Annotated in this window: 17 protein-coding genes; 7 read left to right on the top strand and 10 right to left on the bottom strand. The window is 62.5% G+C overall.

Translation table 11 applies throughout. The features are described 5' to 3' along the window. Positions 1–12 precede the first annotated feature (12 nt). Positions 13–177: a hypothetical protein gene (locus V7S54_RS10320; RefSeq protein ID WP_176707586.1), complete on the top strand. Its 165-nt coding sequence runs from the start codon at positions 13–15 to the stop codon at positions 175–177. A gap of 169 nt (positions 178–346) precedes the next feature. Beyond that, positions 347–988 (top strand): MBL fold metallo-hydrolase, encoded by a 642-nt coding sequence (locus V7S54_RS10325; protein ID WP_043618056.1) that lies wholly within the window; start codon positions 347–349, stop codon positions 986–988. 105 nt (positions 989–1,093) lie between these two features. Here V7S54_RS10325 and V7S54_RS10330 read toward each other — a convergent pair whose 3' ends face one another. From V7S54_RS10330 to V7S54_RS10340, 3 genes are all read right to left on the bottom strand, one after another. Beyond that, entirely contained in the window at positions 1,094–1,537 is a 444-nt protein-coding gene (locus V7S54_RS10330; protein ID WP_065375700.1) for a BA14K family protein, read from the bottom strand. A 144-nt stretch (positions 1,538–1,681) separates the two neighbouring features. Then, positions 1,682–1,897, bottom strand: coding sequence for a cold-shock protein (locus tag V7S54_RS10335; protein WP_057253168.1), 216 nt, complete (start codon positions 1,895–1,897; stop codon positions 1,682–1,684). A gap of 702 nt (positions 1,898–2,599) precedes the next feature. Then, entirely contained in the window at positions 2,600–3,496 is an 897-nt protein-coding gene (locus V7S54_RS10340) for a DMT family transporter (protein WP_065375699.1), read from the bottom strand. 88 nt (positions 3,497–3,584) lie between these two features. Between V7S54_RS10340 and V7S54_RS10345 the strand changes: the two genes are divergently transcribed. Further along, the gene (locus tag V7S54_RS10345; RefSeq protein ID WP_065375698.1) at positions 3,585–4,016 is read left to right on the top strand and encodes a hypothetical protein; all 432 of its coding nucleotides are present in this window, start codon (positions 3,585–3,587) and stop codon (positions 4,014–4,016) included. A 25-nt stretch (positions 4,017–4,041) separates the two neighbouring features. On the opposite strand, the gene V7S54_RS10350 is transcribed toward V7S54_RS10345, so the two are convergent. The 3 genes from V7S54_RS10350 to V7S54_RS10360 all read right to left on the bottom strand — a co-directional run bounded on the left by V7S54_RS10350 (position 4,042) and on the right by V7S54_RS10360 (position 8,323). Then, entirely contained in the window at positions 4,042–5,232 is a 1,191-nt protein-coding gene (locus V7S54_RS10350; RefSeq protein WP_083203739.1) for a PQQ-dependent sugar dehydrogenase, read from the bottom strand. A gap of 78 nt (positions 5,233–5,310) precedes the next feature. Beyond that, a complete protein-coding gene (locus V7S54_RS10355) occupies positions 5,311–5,997 on the bottom strand; it encodes a class GN sortase (RefSeq protein ID WP_065375697.1) in 687 nt (228 codons plus the stop codon). Then, positions 5,969–8,323 carry a marine proteobacterial sortase target protein gene (locus tag V7S54_RS10360; protein WP_442892552.1) on the bottom strand — a complete coding sequence of 785 codons (2,355 nt, stop codon included), beginning with the start codon at positions 8,321–8,323 and terminating at the stop codon, positions 5,969–5,971. The genes V7S54_RS10355 and V7S54_RS10360 overlap by 29 nt, the downstream gene beginning before the upstream one ends. Before the next feature lie 461 nt (positions 8,324–8,784). On the opposite strand from V7S54_RS10360, the gene V7S54_RS10365 reads away from it, so the two are divergent. Then, complete coding sequence (locus tag V7S54_RS10365; protein WP_057253175.1) at positions 8,785–9,987, top strand: pyridoxal phosphate-dependent aminotransferase; 1,203 nt, start codon at positions 8,785–8,787, stop codon at positions 9,985–9,987. 125 nt (positions 9,988–10,112) lie between these two features. Here V7S54_RS10365 and V7S54_RS10370 read toward each other — a convergent pair whose 3' ends face one another. After that, positions 10,113–10,418: an XRE family transcriptional regulator gene (locus V7S54_RS10370; RefSeq protein WP_336408378.1), complete on the bottom strand. Its 306-nt coding sequence runs from the start codon at positions 10,416–10,418 to the stop codon at positions 10,113–10,115. A 223-nt stretch (positions 10,419–10,641) separates the two neighbouring features. On the opposite strand from V7S54_RS10370, the gene V7S54_RS10375 reads away from it, so the two are divergent. Continuing rightward, entirely contained in the window at positions 10,642–11,532 is an 891-nt protein-coding gene (locus V7S54_RS10375; protein ID WP_065375694.1) for a LysR substrate-binding domain-containing protein, read from the top strand. A 122-nt stretch (positions 11,533–11,654) separates the two neighbouring features. On the opposite strand, the gene carA is transcribed toward V7S54_RS10375, so the two are convergent. Then, positions 11,655–12,860: a glutamine-hydrolyzing carbamoyl-phosphate synthase small subunit gene (gene carA, locus V7S54_RS10380; protein WP_065375693.1), complete on the bottom strand. Its 1,206-nt coding sequence runs from the start codon at positions 12,858–12,860 to the stop codon at positions 11,655–11,657. 325 nt (positions 12,861–13,185) lie between these two features. Between carA and V7S54_RS10385 the strand changes: the two genes are divergently transcribed. Further along, positions 13,186–13,635: a GatB/YqeY domain-containing protein gene (locus V7S54_RS10385; protein WP_336408377.1), complete on the top strand. Its 450-nt coding sequence runs from the start codon at positions 13,186–13,188 to the stop codon at positions 13,633–13,635. An 8-nt stretch (positions 13,636–13,643) separates the two neighbouring features. Here V7S54_RS10385 and V7S54_RS10390 read toward each other — a convergent pair whose 3' ends face one another. After that, positions 13,644–14,549 carry a hypothetical protein gene (locus V7S54_RS10390; RefSeq protein ID WP_065375691.1) on the bottom strand — a complete coding sequence of 302 codons (906 nt, stop codon included), beginning with the start codon at positions 14,547–14,549 and terminating at the stop codon, positions 13,644–13,646. 213 nt (positions 14,550–14,762) lie between these two features. On the opposite strand from V7S54_RS10390, the gene dnaG reads away from it, so the two are divergent. Then, positions 14,763–16,787, top strand: a complete 2,025-nt coding sequence (gene dnaG / locus V7S54_RS10395; RefSeq protein ID WP_336408376.1) for a DNA primase — start codon at positions 14,763–14,765, stop codon at positions 16,785–16,787. A 55-nt stretch (positions 16,788–16,842) separates the two neighbouring features. Here the strand turns inward: dnaG and V7S54_RS10400 are convergent, their stop codons facing one another. After that, a complete protein-coding gene (locus V7S54_RS10400; RefSeq protein ID WP_141679484.1) occupies positions 16,843–17,682 on the bottom strand; it encodes a glycosyl transferase in 840 nt (279 codons plus the stop codon). Positions 17,683–17,880: the final 198 nt, after the last annotated feature.

Consider the following 17,880-nt stretch of genomic DNA (forward strand, 5'->3'; position numbering starts at 1 on the left):
GAGGCGACGAAGATGCAGGACATTCAGCCGGATCAGAACAATTTCACTGCCCGCAGCCTCAAGCCCGTGGTCAGGATCGTTGTTGCCGCGGAACTGGCAATTTCGGCGCTGCTGATGACCACAGTGCAATGGCCCGCACCACAACCGGCCACCAGCCAAGTCGCCGTTCTGCGCTGATTGGCGCTGTCACCGGCACCAATTGCCGCTATAGGAGAGTTACGACAGCGTCGCGCGTCCTGCCGGGCGCGCTAAGGTCGCTGTAGAACTTTGAAGTCCTGCATGGGTTGTCCCTCAATCGTCGACGATCGAAGGAAACATGCAGCAGATCCTATAGAGGCAGGCGCACATGTTACAGGCGGGCATCATTCCGGTTACCCATTTCGAGCAGAATTGTACGGTGCTGTTCGACAGCGAGACCAAGGAAGGCGTGATCGTCGATCCCGGTGGTGATGTCGACCTCATCCTGCAGACGGTCCGCGAGAACGGCATCACGCTGAAGGCGATCTGGATCACCCATGGCCATATCGACCACGCCGGCGGCGCCAAGGAATTGAAGGATGCGCTCGGGCTTGAAATCATCGGCCCGCACAAGGACGATCTGCCGTTGCTCGAAAGGCTCGAGAGCCAGGCCGAGCGTTTTGGGCTGGCGATGAAGGTCCAGAACGTCATTCCGGATCGTTGGCTCGAAGAGGGCGATACCGTTTCCTTCGGCGACCATGTTTTCGAGGTCCTGCATTGCCCAGGCCACGCACCAGGCCATGTCGTCTATTTCAACCGGGCACAGAACTTCGCCCATGTCGGCGACGTCCTCTTCCACGGTTCGATCGGGCGCACCGACCTGCCGGGCGGCAATCACCAGCAATTGCTCGATTCCATTCGTGATAAGATCCTGCCGCTCGGCGACAACGTCGGCTTCATTTGCGGCCACGGCCCGGGCGGCCAGATCGGCGAGGAACGCCGCACCAATCCCTATCTGCGCGGGCTCTGAGAGCGTCTCAAAGCGCACGCTCCTGCGAGTATGAAAAAAGCACATGCCTCGGATGAGGCATGTGCTTTTTGATTATTAGGCTTTGATTCCTAGGTTCGGCTTCGATCAGCCGGCGGTGCAGAAATGGCTGCGGCCGTCATAGCCGACGAAGGTGCCGCTGTCCGAATCGAACGAACGGTAGCGCTGCGAGCAATAGCGGTACCAAGCCGGCGTCCAGGGCTCGAGCGAGCGGTAGCCGCCGCCATAGCTGTCGACGACGGGACGTGCGCGGTAGACGGGCTGAGCGCGGTAGACCGGGCGCGGCTCGTAATAATCGTATTCCGGTTCCGGATCGATATAGACGCGTTCGCCGTAGCCGCTGTTGTAACGCGGCTGCGAGGCGATCGCGCCGCCGATCAATGCGCCGGCGACGAGCCCCGCTGCGCCAGCCGCCCACGCATCGTCATTGTTGTGGTGATGACGGCCGCCCGCTTCAGCAACGCCGAACGTCGGGATGACCATGGCGGCTGCGGCGACCGAAAGAACGGCGGCTTTGATGAACTTGTTCATGGGCTTCAAATCCTATCGCATGGACCGGATCAATCCGGATTTCATGAGAGGACGTTAATGCCGCCACTGTGAACCGAGCCTGAACAAAAAAAACCCGGCAAGTCTGCCGGGCTTCAACTTTGAATCTGTCAGCGGATGTCGGCGTTAGCCGGCGATCTGCAGGTTGACCGCCTTCGGGCCTTTGCCGCGGCGATCCGGTTCGGTGTCGAAGCTCACCTTCTGGTTTTCCGTCAGACCGTTCAGGCCAGAGGCCTGGACTGCGGAAATGTGTACGAAGATATCTGCACCACCGTTGTCAGGCTTGATGAAACCAAAGCCCTTGTCGGTGTTGAAGAATTTTACAGTGCCAGTTTCGGCCATGCGTCAGGTCCTTTTCTCTCCACCCGTTTGACGGACGGGCAGCATTGCAGTTTTGCCCAAAATGGGCGTTGGCAGGCAGTTCTCGACGTTTGAGGAAAGGGTCCTGTTACCGCAGCCAGCCATTGGAGAAGTTGCATTTTCATGCGTCTTCCCGGTCTGGCCGCCCGGAGTTTTGCGTCTCCGGCCCGCTTTTATTTCAAGATCTTCCCGTGTTCGCAGATTGCCCGAACAGAGTAAGAGTGATGGGTTTATTTTGAATTGGCAAGCAAAACTTTTCGAGCGTGGTATTGCGTCTTGTCATTGCTCAAAAATCGGTCAATTCGGCGGTTGTTGCCGCTTCTTCAAGATATATCGCAAGCTGTTGAAATCACAGCTTTTTGAAAATGAACGCCGCAAAATTGAGTGGGTTTTTGCTGTTTTACGATGCAGCCGCAAGGAGGCCGGTCGAATGCCGGCGCCGTTCGGTATTCGCAACTCTCTGATATGTTTGATGCTTCTCGCGTCGTACGTTTCTTACGCAAGAATCTTGCAGAAAATCTAGAGGTATTGAATTGGACCTGTCGATCGTGCCCCGCTGCGCCACGCGGTGAAGCAACGATTTCGTGACCCGGCACAATAACAAGTAAAGCGCCAGTCCGACGTTTGGGTGGGTCGCTGATATAGTTCGTGTCGCAGTGTCCGTTGCGCTCGTAAGGGCCGGTTTCAGATTGCAGCTTCCGCGCGCCGATTTTTGGTCAGTTCGGGAATGATCTCGACGGCAAGCATTGCCGCAAAGATGATTGCACAGCCGGCATAGCCGATCGGGGTGATGATCTCGCCGAGCAACAGGACACCGAAGAGGGCAGCAAAGAGCGCCTCGCTCGACAGGAAGATGGCAGCCTGCGGCGCCGTGGTATAGCGCTGGCCCACCACCTGCAGGATGAAGGCGAGGCCGCTCGAGAAGATGCCGGCATAGAGGATTTCAAAGAGCGCGCCTTCGACGGCCGCAAAGCTCAACGGCTCCATCCTCACCGCGAAAAGCAAGCCGAGCACGGCGCAGACGGCGAACTGCGTCATCGACAGCAACATCGGCCGGCCGCTGCTGGGCGCGAAAAGGCCGACGAGCAGCATTTGCACCGCCCAGAACAGGGCGCACAGGATCGTCAGGTAGTCACCGCCGGTCAGCGCCGACAAGGTGCCGCCGCTCAAAAGGAAAATGCCGAAGAGAGCCATCAGCGCGCCGGGCCAGATAACCCAATGCGGCTTGCGGCCCAGGAAGATGACTGTCAGCACGGGCACGAAGACGACATAGAGCCCGGTGAGGAAGCCGGAATTGGTGACGCTGGTGTCAAGGAGGCCGAACTGCTGAGTCGCTGCGCCGGCAAAGAGTGCCAGGCCGATGAAGATGAAATTGCGCACGGTCGTCAGCTTGAGCGGCTCGGCCGCCCGCTTCGTTTCCATGATGGCCAAGGGCAAGGCAACCAGCGTCGCGATCGCGAATCTGAGCGTGATGAACCACAGCGGGCTGATCGCATCCATGGCCGTCGACTGCGCAACGAAGCCGGCGCCCCAGATCGCGCCTGATATCAACAGCAGCAGATTGGCCTGAATGCGGGGCAAGTCGGTTCTCCTCGGACAGGCGCCGTCTAGCAGTTGCGTTCTGGGCGGGCAAGGCTCATCGTCAGCGTCTCGGCGCTCGGAGATGGCGATGAATGACAGCGGATATTCCGGCACGCCGCTTGCCCGCAAGCTGGGTTTGAAGGACGGGCAGGCGGCGCTGCTTCTCGGCGTTCCGCCCGGGCTCAGCGAAATCACGGACTTTTCCGGCTTCTCGACGTGCGAAACCGTGCCCGGTCCGGTTGGCGGGCGCAGCTACGACTATGTCCATGTGTTCGAGACGCAGAGGTCCGAATTGGACGGGCTCGCGCCTGAGGTTGCGGCCCGGCTCAGGCCTGACGGCATGCTCTGGGTTTCCTGGCCGAAGAAGGCCTCGAAGGTGGCGACCACGCTGAGCGAGGACGTGCTGCGCGATGTCTTCCTGCCGCTTGGCCTCGTCGACGTGAAGGTTTGCGCCGTCGATGCCGTCTGGTCGGGACTGAAGTTCATGTTCCGCAAGGCCTTCCGCGGCCAGTTGCCGTGAGGCGCGGCAGCGACGGGCTCAATTGCTATTGCGTTGCGCCCTTGGAGACGCGGAGAACGGCGCCGTTTTTCTCGTCGGTCACCATCAGCAATGCGCCATCTGGCGCGACGACGACGTCGCGGATGCGGCCGAACTCGCCGTCGAACAGCCGTTCCTCGGAGCCGATGGCACCGTTGTCGTCACGCTCCAACCGCGCGAGAAGCTGGTACTTCAGCGCGGCAACCAGCAGGTCTCCGTCCCATTCGGGAAACATCGTGCCACGATAGATGGCGAGCGCGCCGGGGGCGATCGAGGGATCCCAATAGAAGAGGGGCTGATCGAGGCCTTCCTTCGCCGTGCCTTCGCCAATCTCGGCGCCGGAATAGTCCTTGCCGTAGGTGATGACCGGCCAACCGTAGTTGTGGCCGGCCTGCGGATTGTTGACCTCGTCGCCGCCGCGCGCGCCGTGCTCGACCGTCAAAAGCGTGCCGTCCTTCGGGTCGAAGGCGATCCCTTGCGGATTGCGGTGACCCTTCGACCAGATCTCCGCCAGGCCGCCGGTGCCGCCGCGATAGGGGTTCGATCCGGGAACGCTGCCATCGGCGTTGATGTGCAGGATGGCGCCGGCATGATCGCGCGGGTTCTGGGCTCGATCGCGTTCACCGCGGTCGCCGATGCCGAAGAACAGGCTGCCATCGGGCGCAATCGCAATGCGCGAGCCGAAATGCTGGCCCTTGCGGGTAAACTTGCTCATCCGAAAGATTCGCTTGACGTCGGTCAGCCCTCGATCGTCAGGGGAAAGCTTTGCTCGCACGACTGCGGTGCCGGCACCGCCTTTGCCGCTGGCCGAAAACGTCAGATAGAGCGTTCTGTTGTCGGCAAAGCCGGGATCGAGTGCGATGTCGAGCAGGCCGCCCTGGTCCTGTGCGACGACCTTGGGTACGCCGGTCAGCGGCTTCGAGACCTTGCCGGCGCGCACGATCCGCAACCGCCCGGGGCGCTCACTGACGATCAGGCCGCCGTCGGGAAGCGCTTCCACCGACCAGGGATGTTCGAGGCCCTTCGCCAAGGTCTCGACGCGCAGGGGACCGTGCTGGCTCGGAAATTCGCGGGCCTCCTGGGAGTAAGCCCCGGCCGGGGCGATGACCGCTGCCAAAGCGCCGAGCATCGTCAGGGTCGCAATCCGCTTCGACCTGGCCTTTGTCGATTTCGACGATCTTGCATCCGCTCGCTGCATGCGCTTCTCCGATCTCGCCTTTAAAGGAAGCTGGAGCGATCGGTGGGCGGGTTCAAGTCACTTCCGATCAAAAGCGGTTTATTTTGAGATCGAGCCCGTCGTCAGCGGCACTGGGCGTTGTTCGCCGATGAGTTCGGCATTGACGATGTAGCGCATCGGCCCCTGTTCGATCGCATCGAAGGGCCAGCAGGTGGCAAGCGCCAGATGGTGGCCGGTGGCCGATGCGTTGATGCCGCTTTCGTCCCAGCGGGCGACGCGGCTTTCGCCGGCCCGGAACAGGAAGCGGCGACCATCCTTGCGCGTCAGCACCAGCAGGTCGCCGGGGTTGACGTCCTTCAGCCAACGGAAATGCGTGTCGCGGTGAGCGGCGATGACGGAGGTGCCTTCGTTGCCGGGCAAGGGCGTCGTTGTCAGCCAGGCGGGGCCAAAGGCGAGCGCTTCGCCGCTCGCGCCTTCGAGCACGACGGCGGAGCGGTTCAATCGCGGCGCGGTGATCTCGGCGGTGGTCTGAAAGTCGGCCCAGGGCCAGGGCTTACCCTCAGGGTTGCCGTGCAACTGCGCCTCGAACGTGCGTTTCAGAAGCACCTGCGAGACCTCGGCTTTGGCCTTCATGTAGAAACCTTTGCCGATCAGCAGGAGACCGGCAAGGGCAATGAGCGCGATGATCGCGAGCACGATCGTCTCGACCGCCGAGAGGCGGGCGAGAAAGCCCGGGCTTGGCTCGGGCCTCTCGTTGTCAGCGGCCACGGCGGCGCACTCCGGCAAGCACGACGGCGGCGATCGGCGCGCGCCAGAAGACGAAGGTCGTGCCGGCGAAGAGGGCAAAGGCCAACAGCATCAGACCGATCAGGATTTGTTTGTCCGCCTCCGTTGCCGTCTGCGGCAGCGTGACCTGGTTGTTGGCCTCGGCGATCAGGCCTGCTGCCCGTGCGTTTGGTGCCGCCAGCATGCGGTCCGCCGTCACCATGGCAAGCTTGGTCCGGCTCTCGACCGCAGCGTCGCGTTCGTCGACCTTTCCGGGGGCGCTCTCAGCGGGCATTTCACCAAAGACCTTGCCGAAGTCCCAGCCGGCCGGAAGATTGAGCGGCAGCCTGGTTTCGGCCTGCGGCTCGCCGGCCGGACGCGACGGCGTAGCGTCGACCGCAACCAGGCTGGTGACGCGGGAGACGAGGTGATGGGCAAGCGCGACGGTCTCGATCTGCTTGTCGAGCGTGGCGGAATCGGCAATCGAAGTGGCACTTGCCTCAAGATCATCGATCTTGCGCCGCGCCCAGAGCTTGGCGATACCTTCGCCGGTTGAAGCCTTGGCGATATCCATCTCGACCCGCCAGGGCTGGTCGCCAGCCTTGCCGAGAATCTGCAGCTTTCCTTCGGGTGCGGTGCCATCGAGTTCGGCCGTCAGCACCACCGGCTCGCCGCGATAGAGATCGGGCATGGGGTTCGGGGTGATGTCGCTTGCCGATGCGGCCTCGAAGCTTGCGGAGATATCGGTCATGGCGGGGCTTTCGAGCTTGGTGAAGAGCTCGCCCATGCGTGTCGCCACCTGGCTTTCCGAGCCGATCAGCGTGAAGGTGCCGCGGCCGTATTCGGCAGCCTTGGTCATGAAATGGCTGTTGGGGGCCGAACCGATGCCGACGGTGAAGACGCGGGCGTCGCCGCGGTTTTTCTGGATCTCGTCGAAGAGTTGCGCCTCATTGCCGATCGCGCCGTCGGTCAGGAAGACGACCTGGCGAAGGGCGCCGGCCTGGACCGGGCCTTGGGTGCGAAGGGCCGCTTCGAGCGCCGGCAGCATTTCGGTGCCGCCATCGGCGGTGAGACCGCGGACATAGGCGATCGCATCCTCGCGCCTGTCCGGCGTCGCCTCGACGAGATCAGGAAAATGCACCGACATCGTGTCGTCGAAGCGGATGACGTTGAAGCGGTCTTCGGGCTTCAGCCTGGAGATCGCCAGCGCCAGGCTCTCCTTCGCCTGTTCCATCGAGGGGCCGGCCATGGAACCGGAATTGTCGATGACAAAGACGATCTCGCGTTTGACCGGCTTGGCATCGGTCTCGCTTGCGGCAGCCGGTGGCGTGACGAAGGAGAGCAGGTAGGTCTTGTTCCCGACCGTCTCCCGGAAGAGGCCGGCATAGGGGCTCTTGCCCTCGATCGCGTTCCAGGTGAGCTCGAAGTCGCGGTCGGCCGGCACGCTGTCGCCCTTCAGCGTCACGCGGCGGCTGAGATCGTCGAGGTTGGCGATATCGACGTCATGGTAGCCGGATTTCACCTCGCCGAGCGGGAATCCTGCCTTCAGGTTCACCGTCAGCGTGACGGGATTGACCTTAGCGTTTTCCTTGGGGTCGAGAACCGGCGCCTCGATCTTTTCACGGTCGGGAACCGGGTCGTTGACGGCATAGCCGGTGCGGCTGTCGAGGTCGACGGTCTGAACGATCGGCTGCGGGTTGTAGCGGGGCGCGACCACCATCGGGAAACGGAGAGAATAGAGGCCGTTCGATTGACGGACCGCGCTCTGGTACTCGATCTGTATGACGACCGTTTCGCCGGGGCCGATATTGGCGACCTGGTTGGTGAAGATGTTCGGGCGCTGCTGCTCGAGAAGTGCCGCCTTCTTGCCCTCGGCCTTCGCCTGTTCGTAAATCTCCTTGGCTTCCTGGCGCGGCTTTATCTGGCCCTCGATGAAGCGGTCGCCGATCTGCATCTTCAGCGTATCGACCGCCGAATCCTCGGGCAGGGGGAAGACATAGGTGCCTTCGACCCAGCCCTTGCTCGGGTTCTCGAAGCGCTGGGTCACGCGGGTGCGCATGATCGGGCCGTTGACGTCGATCGTCACGTCCGTCGCCAGCCGCGGCGCCTCGACGAAATAGCCGGGTTCCTTCGACGGGAAGAGCAGGGCGCCCGCGCCGATATCGTTGGGGCGAACATAACCTGCCATCTGCTGCGGCTTGGCGGCCACCGTTTCGGCGGCAGCCTGAGTCATCAGACCGATGAACATCAGAATACAGGCGGCGAGCGCTGCGATCGCCAGGTACATGCCCCAGCGCGCTTCGCTCCGTCCGGTCTTCAATGAGGCGATTTCGTCGTCGAGAAACATTGCATAACCCCCGTAATGCGAATGTGTTCGGATGATCGAAGAAGAGGCCCGGAAACCGGCTGTTACAGGACGGAATTGCGGCGGACCGCGACAGTTGTGATGGCCAAATTATGGCATTTCGAAAAATGCCGAACGCCGCTGATTTTTTTGAATAAATGGCGATCAAGAACCGTTTCCGACTGATACGTTTCGTGGTCGATCAAGCGACCGCCACAATTCCTTTTTTCGGCGCTGGACGTGCGGGGGAGGATCGCCTGACGAGCGCGACTGGCGATCGACAACGCTGATCGCACTCATGAAACTTTGTCATGGTGACGCTTTTTGCCCGCGTTTCCGGCGTTTTTCGTGATCCGGCGCTTGCAAGGCCGGGCGTCTTTCGACATAGACCTAACCGCTATGGAGCCTGGCTTTTTACGTTCCGTAGCGATCACCTCGTCTCGAAACGATCAGGACCTTCACCCATGGCCTTCCTTGCCGATGCCCTCTCCCGTGTAAAGCCTTCCGCCACCATCGCCGTTTCGCAGAAAGCCCGCGAGCTGAAAGCGAAAGGCCGCGATGTGATCGGCCTCGGCGCCGGGGAGCCGGACTTCGATACGCCCGACAATATCAAGAAGGCGGCGATCGACGCGATCAACCGCGGCGAGACGAAGTACACGCCGGTCTCCGGCATTCCGGAACTGCGCGAAGCGATCGCCAAGAAGTTCAAGCGCGAGAACAACCTCGACTACACCGCCGCCCAGACGATCGTCGGCACCGGCGGAAAGCAGATTCTTTTCAACGCGTTCATGGCGACCCTGAACGCCGGCGATGAAGTCGTCATCCCGGCGCCCTATTGGGTCTCCTACCCGGAAATGGTGGCGCTGTGCGGCGGCACGCCGGTGTTCGTCTCGGCCACGCAGGAAAACAACTTCAAGCTCACGGCGGAGGACCTGGACAAGGCGATCACGCCGAAGACCAAGTGGTTCGTCTTCAACTCGCCGTCCAACCCGTCGGGCGCCGCCTATAGCCATGCCGAACTGAAGGCGCTGACGGACGTGCTGATGAAGCATCCGCATGTCTGGGTGCTGACCGATGACATGTACGAGCACCTGACCTATGGCGACTTCAAGTTCGCGACCCCGGTCGAAGTCGAGCCCGGCCTTTATGACCGCACGCTGACGATGAACGGCGTCTCCAAGGCCTATGCCATGACCGGCTGGCGCATCGGCTACGCTGCCGGTCCGCTGCAACTGATCAAGGCCATGGACATGATCCAGGGCCAGCAGACCTCGGGCGCCACCTCGATCGCGCAGTGGGCTGCCGTCGAGGCGCTCAACGGCACGCAGGACTTCATCCCCGAGAACAAGAAGATCTTCGAAGGTCGTCGCGATCTCGTGGTGTCGATGCTGAACCAGGCCAAGGGCATTGCGTGCCCGACGCCGGAAGGCGCCTTCTACGTCTACCCGTCCTGCGCCGGCCTGATCGGCAAGACCGCGCCGTCTGGCAAGGTCATCGAGACGGACGAAGACTTCGTGTCCGAGCTGCTCGAATCCGAAGGCGTTGCGGTCGTGCATGGTTCGGCCTTCGGCCTCGGCCCGAACTTCCGCATTTCCTATGCGACCTCGGAAGCGCAGCTCGAAGAAGCTTGCCGCCGCATCCAGCGCTTCTGCGCCGCCTGCAAGTAAGCGCTAGCAATCGCATCACAAAAAGCCCGCCGGAAACGGCGGGCTTTTTTGTTCGCAGATCGATTCAAGCGGTGGCCAATCTGATTCAGGCGCATCGGCCAAGCCGTTGAAATCTTGTCAGAAATTCACGCTCCGGGAACCTCGTCGTCACCGACGACACCACCCTCGCTTTCCAGGATCGAGAGGCGCCGAGCCTCGGAGCGCGTGAACTTCAGCTGAACGCCGATGCCGCGTTCGCCTTCCGGCAGAAACACCGCGCCGGCATTTTCCAGCGCGTGCTTCAGCGACAGGATCACCTCGTCGCCAGGCGTCTCGAGCTTGCGTTCGAACCTGAGGATCGTGTCTTCATCGACACCTGAAAAGCTTGCCAGCATCTCGCGCGAGATTTCGATCAGCACCCGGGCGGCGCGGCACTGTGGACCTGTAATCATCGTCACCTCCAGTTGCAGGGGAGGATGCGCGAAGCCCGGCTGAGGGTCAACCGCAAGTCACGTCCGTGACCTCATCGGTGCCGGCAGCGGGTCAGCATTGCGAGGGGCCCTGCCTCTCCCCGGATGTTTGGATTCAATGCGGGGAGATGAATTTGTGGACGGTCTTTTGAAAATTGGCCAAATACGGACATGTCATCCATAGGCGTGGACATCGGGAGCCGCGATGCGCAATCTCAACGACTTCATCATCTTCGCCCATGTGGTCGACCATAGGGGCTTCGCACCGGCCGCGCGCGTGCTGAACGTGCCGAAGTCGACGCTCAGCAAGCGCGTGGCGGAACTTGAGAAGATGCTTGGCGTCCGGCTCATCAATCGGACGTCCCGGCGCTTCACGGTGACCGAGATCGGCGAGGACTTCTATCGCCACGCGGCCGCGATGCTGATCGAGGCGGAAGCCGCGGAGGCGGTGGTCAAGGGCAGGCTCGCAGAGCCGAGCGGAACCGTGCGCATCACCGCTTCGGTGCCGACGGCGCAGATGACGCTTTCGGGGCTGCTGCCTCAGCTGGCTCTAGCCTATCCGAAGATGCGGGTCGTGCTGCATGCGACAGACCGCTTCGTCGATATTATCCAGGAAGGCTTCGATATCGCCGTGCGCGATCATTTCGCGCCCTTGCCCGATTCCGGTCTCGTCCAGCGGCGGGTCGCCTCCGAAGCCATCTGGCTGGTGGCAGCACCCGGCTACCTCACGCGGCGCGGCACGCCTGCCGAGCCCGTTGACGTCGACGACCATGATGGCCTGCTCACGTCGCTCGCAAGCGATGGTTGGACGCTGCGCAACGCGGACGACGCCACCATCTCGGTGAAGCCGCCGCCACGCTTCGTCGCAGACGAATCGCGTGTGCTTCTCGAGGCGGCGTTGTCCGGGCTCGGCATCACCGCGCTGCCGCGCAAGCTCTGTCATGCCGAGATCGACAATGGCAGCCTCGTGCGGGTGCTGCCCGACTGGCAGGCGGGGCTGGTCACGACGACGCTTTTGATGCCGCATCGCCGCGGCCAGCTCCCGTCGGTCCGGGCGGTTGTCGACTTCATTGCCGACCGTCTCGCCGACGGCTGACGGACAAAAACGACGAGCTGTACTCCCGCCTTGGCGGACGCGATCGGCGATATCGGCCGACGCCGAGCCGCCAAAGAAAAGGCCCGCGCGAGGCGGGCCTTTTGTCCGAATGTTTGTTGCGCTCAGCGCTCGGCCAAGGCCGGCTCGCCCTTCTTCTCGCGCACGAGGTTCATGAAGCGGCGGAAGAGGTAGTGGCTGTCCTGCGGGCCGGGCGAGGCTTCCGGGTGATGTTGGACCGAGAACACCGGCTTGCCGGCGACGCGCAGGCCGCAGTTCGTGCCGTCGAAGAGCGAAATGTGAGTCTCTTCAACGCCTTCCGGCAGCGACTTCGAATCGACCGCGAAGCCGTGGTTCATCGAGACGATCTCGACCTTGCCTGTCGTGTGATCCTTGACCGGATGGTTGGCGCCGTGGTGGCCCTGGTGCATCTTCTCGGTCTTGCCGCCGAGGGCCAGCGCCAGCATCTGGTGGCCGAGGCAGATGCCGAAGACCGGGATGTCGGTGTTCAGCAGGTCCTTGATGACCGGCACGGCATATTCGCCGGTCGCCGCCGGGTCGCCCGGGCCGTTCGAGAGGAAGATGCCGTCCGGCTTCTGCGCCAGCACTTCGTCGGCGCTGGTCGAGGCCGGCATGACGGTGACGCGGGCGTTGAGGCCGGCAAAGAGGCGCAGGATATTGCGCTTCACGCCATAGTCGAGCGCGACGATGTGGTAGGCGGCATCGGTTTCGCCGAGCGTCGAATAGCCTTCGCCCCAGACCCAGGGCTTCTCATCCCAGCGCGAAGACTGGCCCGATGTCGCGACCTTGGCGAGGTCGAGGCCTTCAAGGCCGCTCCAGGCCTTGGCTTCGGCCTTCAGCGTGTCGATGTCGAAGACGCCGGCGGGGTCGTGGGCGATGACGGCGTTCGGCATGCCGTTTTCGCGGATCCAGGCGGTGAGCGCGCGCGTGTCGATGCCGCAGAGGCCGATGATGCCGCGTGCCTTCAGCCAGGCGTCGAGGTGCTTGGCGGCGCGGTAGTTGGACGGCTCGGTGATGTCGGCCTTGAAGATGACGCCGACCGCGCCGTGGCGTGCTGCCGGCGTCAGGTCTTCGATGTCTTCGTCATTGGCGCCGATATTGCCGATGTGCGGGAAGGTGAAGGTGACGATCTGGCCGAGATAGGAGGGGTCCGTCAGGATTTCCTGGTAGCCGGTCAGCGCCGTGTTGAAGCAGACCTCCGCCTGCACCTTGCCGGTCGCGCCGATGCCCTTGCCTTCGATCACGGTGCCGTCGGCCAGAATGAGCAGTGCGGTTGGTTTTTCAGTGGTCCATGCGGGTGTCGCGGTCATCGTTCCTATCCCGTTGCGGCGTGAAGCGGGGCTTGAAAGCCCGGCGGTCGATCGCCATTTCATGTGCTCAGGCATGGACGCGCGGAATCCCCGCGGAAAGTGCTCTCATGCCGATGTCGTGCAGGTGCGGGAAAATAGCCAAAGCGCTCTTCCGGGTCAACCGGCCGCTGTGAATTGTCAGGAAATAAAATTCCTTTTAATTCAAGCGGTTGCGTATTCCGTTTGATTGCGCCTGTCACACTGGTTTAAGACGACGACAACAATGATGGTTTCGAACCGGTTCCGGGCAGAGCACCGCGGGCCGGTTTCGACATGGAGTATGGACATGCGCGACCAGTTCGCTGACGCAATGAAGGAAGCCCTCAAAGCCAAGGACGCACGGCGTACTTCGACCGTGCGGCTGATCCAGGCGGCGATCAAGGACCGGGACATCGCCAATCGCGGCCTTGGCAAGGACCCGGTCAGCGATGACGACATCCTGCAGATCCTCGCCAAGATGATCAAGCAGCGCGAAGAGTCTGCCCGCATCTATGACGAGGGCGGCCGGCCGGAGCTTGCCGAGCAGGAGCGCCAGGAAATCGTGATCATCAACCAGTTCCTTCCGGCGCAGCTTCCGGAAGAGAAGGTGCGCGAACTCTGCGCCTCTGTCATTCAGGAGATCGGCGCGCAAGGCCTGCGCGACATGGGCAAGTGCATGAACGTGCTCAAGGAGCGCTATCAGGGCCAGATGGACTTCGCCAAGGCGTCCGGTCTCGTGAAGGAACTGCTCAAGTAAGAGCTCCCTCAAGTAACTGCGCACGCCCGTCCATAGGTGACGGGCGTCGCCTCCGCGGCGTTCGCAAGGATTTCGTTTTCGAACGCGCGATCGATCAGTGCGAACTTCTCCGCCTGATAGTCCCAGTACTCCCGGATGAAATCCCTGGACAGCCAGACGCCGCCGCGCCCGGGCGTTCGCTCCCACCCCATGCTGCCCAACAGGGCCGCCTTGTCGAAGATCCGCTTGAGGTGCGTCTTCGAGATCATGAAGCGTTCGCTGAGATCGCCGGGTGAAACCGAACCGATCGCCAGCCGGTCAGCCTCAGGGTTGAAGCTCCCGATGCGCGAGAACAGATCGTCCATCACCACGCCGCCGGAATTGACCCAGGTGAAGAGATCGAAGGTCGGGCCTGGACGGCGGACCTTTTCGCTTCCGACGAGCGCGTGGGCGACTGCCGCCTGCAGCCGGCCAAACCGCGTCGCGTCCTCAGTGAGCGTTGCCACGCGCGGCTGCCCGTCGAGCACGTCGAGAATGGCAAGGTGCGCCAGCATCCATTTCCAGACATAATCGAGCGCGGCTTCCGTGGGCTCGATCGGCCGATTGCGCTTGGTGGGTGGTGACGGCGTATATTGCGCGAAGCGATAGGCGATCATCTCCTGCACGAAAGAGGCCGCGGTGTTGCGGCTGGCGATATCGTTGGCGACGACATAGTTGATGAAACGACCGCTATAGAGGCCGCTCCACAGAACATCGGGATCGCGGTCGTGATGGAGGGCAAGGCCGGATTGGGCCATCAGCCAGCGTTGCTGCGAGGCAAAGATCGAAGCGAGGCGCGGGTTGTCCCCGTACATGGAGACCATGCCGCGGGCGTAATCCAGCACGGCGCTGAAGAAGACGGGACTGGACGCAAGCGCTTCGACGGCGATGGCCATGATGGGTGTTCCAGTTCGGGACGCCGAATTGATGTCATTCACCTTCGGCGAGTCAAGCGCTACTTTTGGTCTTTGGAAGGCCTGTGCTGCGTCCTTTGCTTGCGGTAGCGGGCGTGATTCCCGTTTCCGTCCTGTGAATAGCGGGCAAGCCGGATCACTCTTGTGGCGTCCGGCCGCCTTGCCGCCTATATGGAGGATCGACCAGAGGTTTTCATGCGCTTTTCACCATCCTTTCTCGACGAGATACGCGATCGCGTGCCGATTTCGGACGTGATCGCCAAGCGCGTCACCTGGGATCGGCGCAAGACCAATGTTTCGCGCGGCGACTATTGGGCCTGCTGCCCCTTCCATGGGGAGAAGTCGCCGAGCTTCCACTGCGAGGATCGCAAGGGCCGCTATCATTGTTTCGGCTGCGGCGTCTCCGGCGACCATTTTCGCTTCCTGACCGATCTCGAAGGCCTGAGCTTCCCCGAAGCCGTGCAGCAGATCGCCGACATGGCGGGCGTTGCCATGCCGCAGCCCGACCCGCAGGCCGAGCGGCGCGAGAAGGAGCGCACCAGCCTTCTCGACGTCATGGAGCTGGCGACCGCGTTTTTTGAGGATCAGCTCCAGACCGCGGGCGGCGCCAAGGCGCGTGCCTATCTGCGCGAGCGCGGCCTGACGGCCCGCACGATCGAGACCTTCCGTCTCGGCTTTGCACCCGACAGCCGCAATGCGCTCAAGGAATTTCTGGCCGGCAAGGGCGTCGGCAAGGAGCAGATCGAGGCCTGTGGCCTCGTCGTGCATGGGCCGGACGTCCCGGTTTCCTATGATCGGTTCCGCGACCGCATCATGTTTCCGATCCTGTCGTCACGCGAGAAGGTCATCGCCTTCGGCGGCCGCGCGATGTCGCCGGATGCGCCGGCGAAATATCTGAACTCCAACGAGACCGAGCTCTTCCACAAGGGCAACGTGCTCTACAATTTCGCCCGCGCCCGCCGGGCCTCGCAGGGGGCCGCCCGCCTGGGCGACGCCGGGCCGGACGATGCCGCCGGAACGATCATCGCCGTCGAAGGCTACATGGACGTGATCGCGCTGCATCAGGCGGGCGTCGAGAACGCGGTTGCACCGCTGGGCACGGCGCTCACTGAAAACCAGCTCGATCTGCTCTGGAAGATGACGTCGCAGCCGGTGCTCTGCTTCGACGGCGATGGCGCCGGCATCCGTGCCGCCAATCGTGGCGTCGACCTGGCGCTGCCGCACCTGAAGCCCGGCCGCTCGGTGCGGTTTGCCATGCTACCTGACGGCAAGGATCCGGACGATCTGGTGCGCCACGAGGGTCGCGCGCCCTTCGACAAGGTGCTCGCCAATGCGCGGTCCCTTGCCGACATGGTCTGGCAGCGCGAGATCCAGGGTGGATCGTTCGACACGCCGGAAAAACGCGCCGAGCTCGAAGCGCGGCTGAAGCAGGTCACTGCCGTCATCGCCGACGAAAGCGTGCGCCGCCACTACGGCCAGGACATGCGCGACCGGCTGAACGCTTTCCTGCAATCGTCAGGACCGGGGCGGGGGGGCGAGCGTCGCCCATTCGAGCGTGGCGGCGGCCGCGTAGGGGGCAAACGGTCGATGCAGCCCGCGGACGCGTTGAAGGGCGCTATTGTCGAGGCGGGGACTGCTGCCAGTTCGAAGCTTAATCAGTTGTTGAAAGCTGACCGCTCAACGAGGCCGCCAGAGTTGCGCGAAAGCGTGCTGGCGTTCACCATCGTCAACCACCCGCAGCTGCTGTTCGACGAGTATGACGAAATCTCGACGATCGAGTTCGACCATCGCGACCTGCAGCGCTGCTGGGCGGCGGTGCTGAATGCTGCTGCCGCGCAGGGGCCGCGCCTGACGCGCGAGGGCCTGATCGAGCAACTGGATGGGGAAGGCTTCGGCGCACTGCTCGCCGCGATCGACCAGCAGATCCGCTATGCGCGGCTCTGGACCGCGACGACGGCCGCAGCCCCCGAGGATGCGCGCGAAGGTTATCTGCAGGCTCTGGCTTTGCACCAGCGGTCCAAGGCGCTGCACTGGCAGCGGCGTGAACTCGAGCGTGAGCTTGCGCATGCGACGGAGGAAGGCGACCTCGAGGCGGTGCCGCAACTGCTGCGCACGCTTCAGGAAGTGCAGCTCGAAGTGACGCGGCTTGAGAACCAGGAAGCGATTATCGAGGGTTTCGGGGTGCTCTCGGGTCGCGTGAAGGGGCCGGCAGCGCGCTAATCTAAAAACTCACGCTGCCACGCTGAAATCCCGCCCGATCTTAACGGAACGCCGACTATTCGCGCCAATGTTCGGCCACCCATGGAGCAGGGCGGATATAGTGGCGCAGGTAGCGCAACGGGTTCTTCTCGCGGCGGTCGCCGTTGAACAGGCGGCGAATATGTCCAAGCGGTGTGTCGACGCGTCCGCGATAGCCATATTGCCCGTCGATCGCATGTTGCGGGAGCAGGCTGCGCGGGAAAAGCACCACGCGCGCATCGGCCGGCAGGCGCGGTGTGAAGAAATAGTTGAGCGGGAAGGTCCAATGGCAGTCCTGCCGGTAATGCAGGACCCAGCGTCTTGGGAAGAGCTTCACGCCGCCGGGCGCATTGCGTGTGACGAAACGCTGCTCGAAGCGGTACTCGTCGGCAATCGCCTGGGGATTGGAACCAAATTTCTGCTGCAGGGGCACGAGTTTGCCCACCGGGAAACGGAACAGCGAGGTCTGACCGAGGCGCTCGAAGGGTGTCGTCTGGTTTCTGGCGAGGATCACGTCGTCGGGTTCGCCGACCTCGAAGAAAGAATCTAGCGATCCGACGATGACGATGTCGAGGTCGAGAAAGAGAACCGGGCCCTTGAGATTTGCGAGCTTCGGTCCCCAGAGCCGCGACTTCTGCCAGATGCCCGGCGTGTTCGTGGGCATGTCCGCGATGTTGAGCGGCGGTAGGTCCTCGCAGAGAATTTCGGGACGCAGTCCTTCGAAATTGTCGGTGAAGCAGGTGAAGGTGAAGGGCGGGGTGATGTTGCGCGCCACCATGGCATAAAGCCGGTTGATGAACGGAGCGCCGTACTTCGTACCCCAGTTGATGCAGATGATCTGCTTGACGCCGCCGCTCGCCGCTAAAATGTTCGCCATGATGACTTCCTGATTTTTGGGAGCCACTAAAGTACTGCTGCGTTGGCAAGGTCAAGCTGGCAAAAGCTCAATCCCCGACCTTGAAAAGCCTGCCGATCACGCGGGATTATCACCGCGTTCTCTTCATTTGCCCTGACGGCTATGGCATTGCGGTCGCATCTTGCGATGATTGCAGGCAGTGATTCCCGTGAAGGAGAC

The sequence above is a fragment of the Ensifer sp. CCNWLY38 genome, assembly GCF_037120565.1.
GTDB lineage: Bacteria > Pseudomonadota > Alphaproteobacteria > Rhizobiales > Rhizobiaceae > Ensifer > Ensifer adhaerens_H.

What these genes read in the sequence shown, in the direction of transcription:
- V7S54_RS10350 (WP_083203739.1), bottom strand. Translation starts at nt 5,232, where the DNA reads ATGCAGCGAGCGGATGCAAGATCGTCGAAATCGACAAAGGCCAGGTCG.
- V7S54_RS10385 (WP_336408377.1), top strand. Translation starts at nt 13,186, where the DNA reads ATGCGCGACCAGTTCGCTGACGCAATGAAGGAAGCCCTCAAAGCCAAG.
- V7S54_RS10330 (WP_065375700.1), bottom strand. Translation starts at nt 1,537, where the DNA reads ATGAACAAGTTCATCAAAGCCGCCGTTCTTTCGGTCGCCGCAGCCGCC.
- V7S54_RS10390 (WP_065375691.1), bottom strand. Translation starts at nt 14,549, where the DNA reads ATGGCCATCGCCGTCGAAGCGCTTGCGTCCAGTCCCGTCTTCTTCAGC.
- dnaG (WP_336408376.1), top strand. Translation starts at nt 14,763, where the DNA reads ATGCGCTTTTCACCATCCTTTCTCGACGAGATACGCGATCGCGTGCCG.
- V7S54_RS10325 (WP_043618056.1), top strand. Translation starts at nt 347, where the DNA reads ATGTTACAGGCGGGCATCATTCCGGTTACCCATTTCGAGCAGAATTGT.
- V7S54_RS10345 (WP_065375698.1), top strand. Translation starts at nt 3,585, where the DNA reads ATGAATGACAGCGGATATTCCGGCACGCCGCTTGCCCGCAAGCTGGGT.
- V7S54_RS10400 (WP_141679484.1), bottom strand. Translation starts at nt 17,682, where the DNA reads ATGGCGAACATTTTAGCGGCGAGCGGCGGCGTCAAGCAGATCATCTGC.
- V7S54_RS10320 (WP_176707586.1), top strand. Translation starts at nt 13, where the DNA reads ATGCAGGACATTCAGCCGGATCAGAACAATTTCACTGCCCGCAGCCTC.
- V7S54_RS10370 (WP_336408378.1), bottom strand. Translation starts at nt 10,418, where the DNA reads ATGATTACAGGTCCACAGTGCCGCGCCGCCCGGGTGCTGATCGAAATC.
- carA (WP_065375693.1), bottom strand. Translation starts at nt 12,860, where the DNA reads ATGACCGCGACACCCGCATGGACCACTGAAAAACCAACCGCACTGCTC.
- V7S54_RS10360 (WP_442892552.1), bottom strand. Translation starts at nt 8,323, where the DNA reads ATGTTTCTCGACGACGAAATCGCCTCATTGAAGACCGGACGGAGCGAA.
- V7S54_RS10375 (WP_065375694.1), top strand. Translation starts at nt 10,642, where the DNA reads ATGCGCAATCTCAACGACTTCATCATCTTCGCCCATGTGGTCGACCAT.
- V7S54_RS10365 (WP_057253175.1), top strand. Translation starts at nt 8,785, where the DNA reads ATGGCCTTCCTTGCCGATGCCCTCTCCCGTGTAAAGCCTTCCGCCACC.
- V7S54_RS10335 (WP_057253168.1), bottom strand. Translation starts at nt 1,897, where the DNA reads ATGGCCGAAACTGGCACTGTAAAATTCTTCAACACCGACAAGGGCTTT.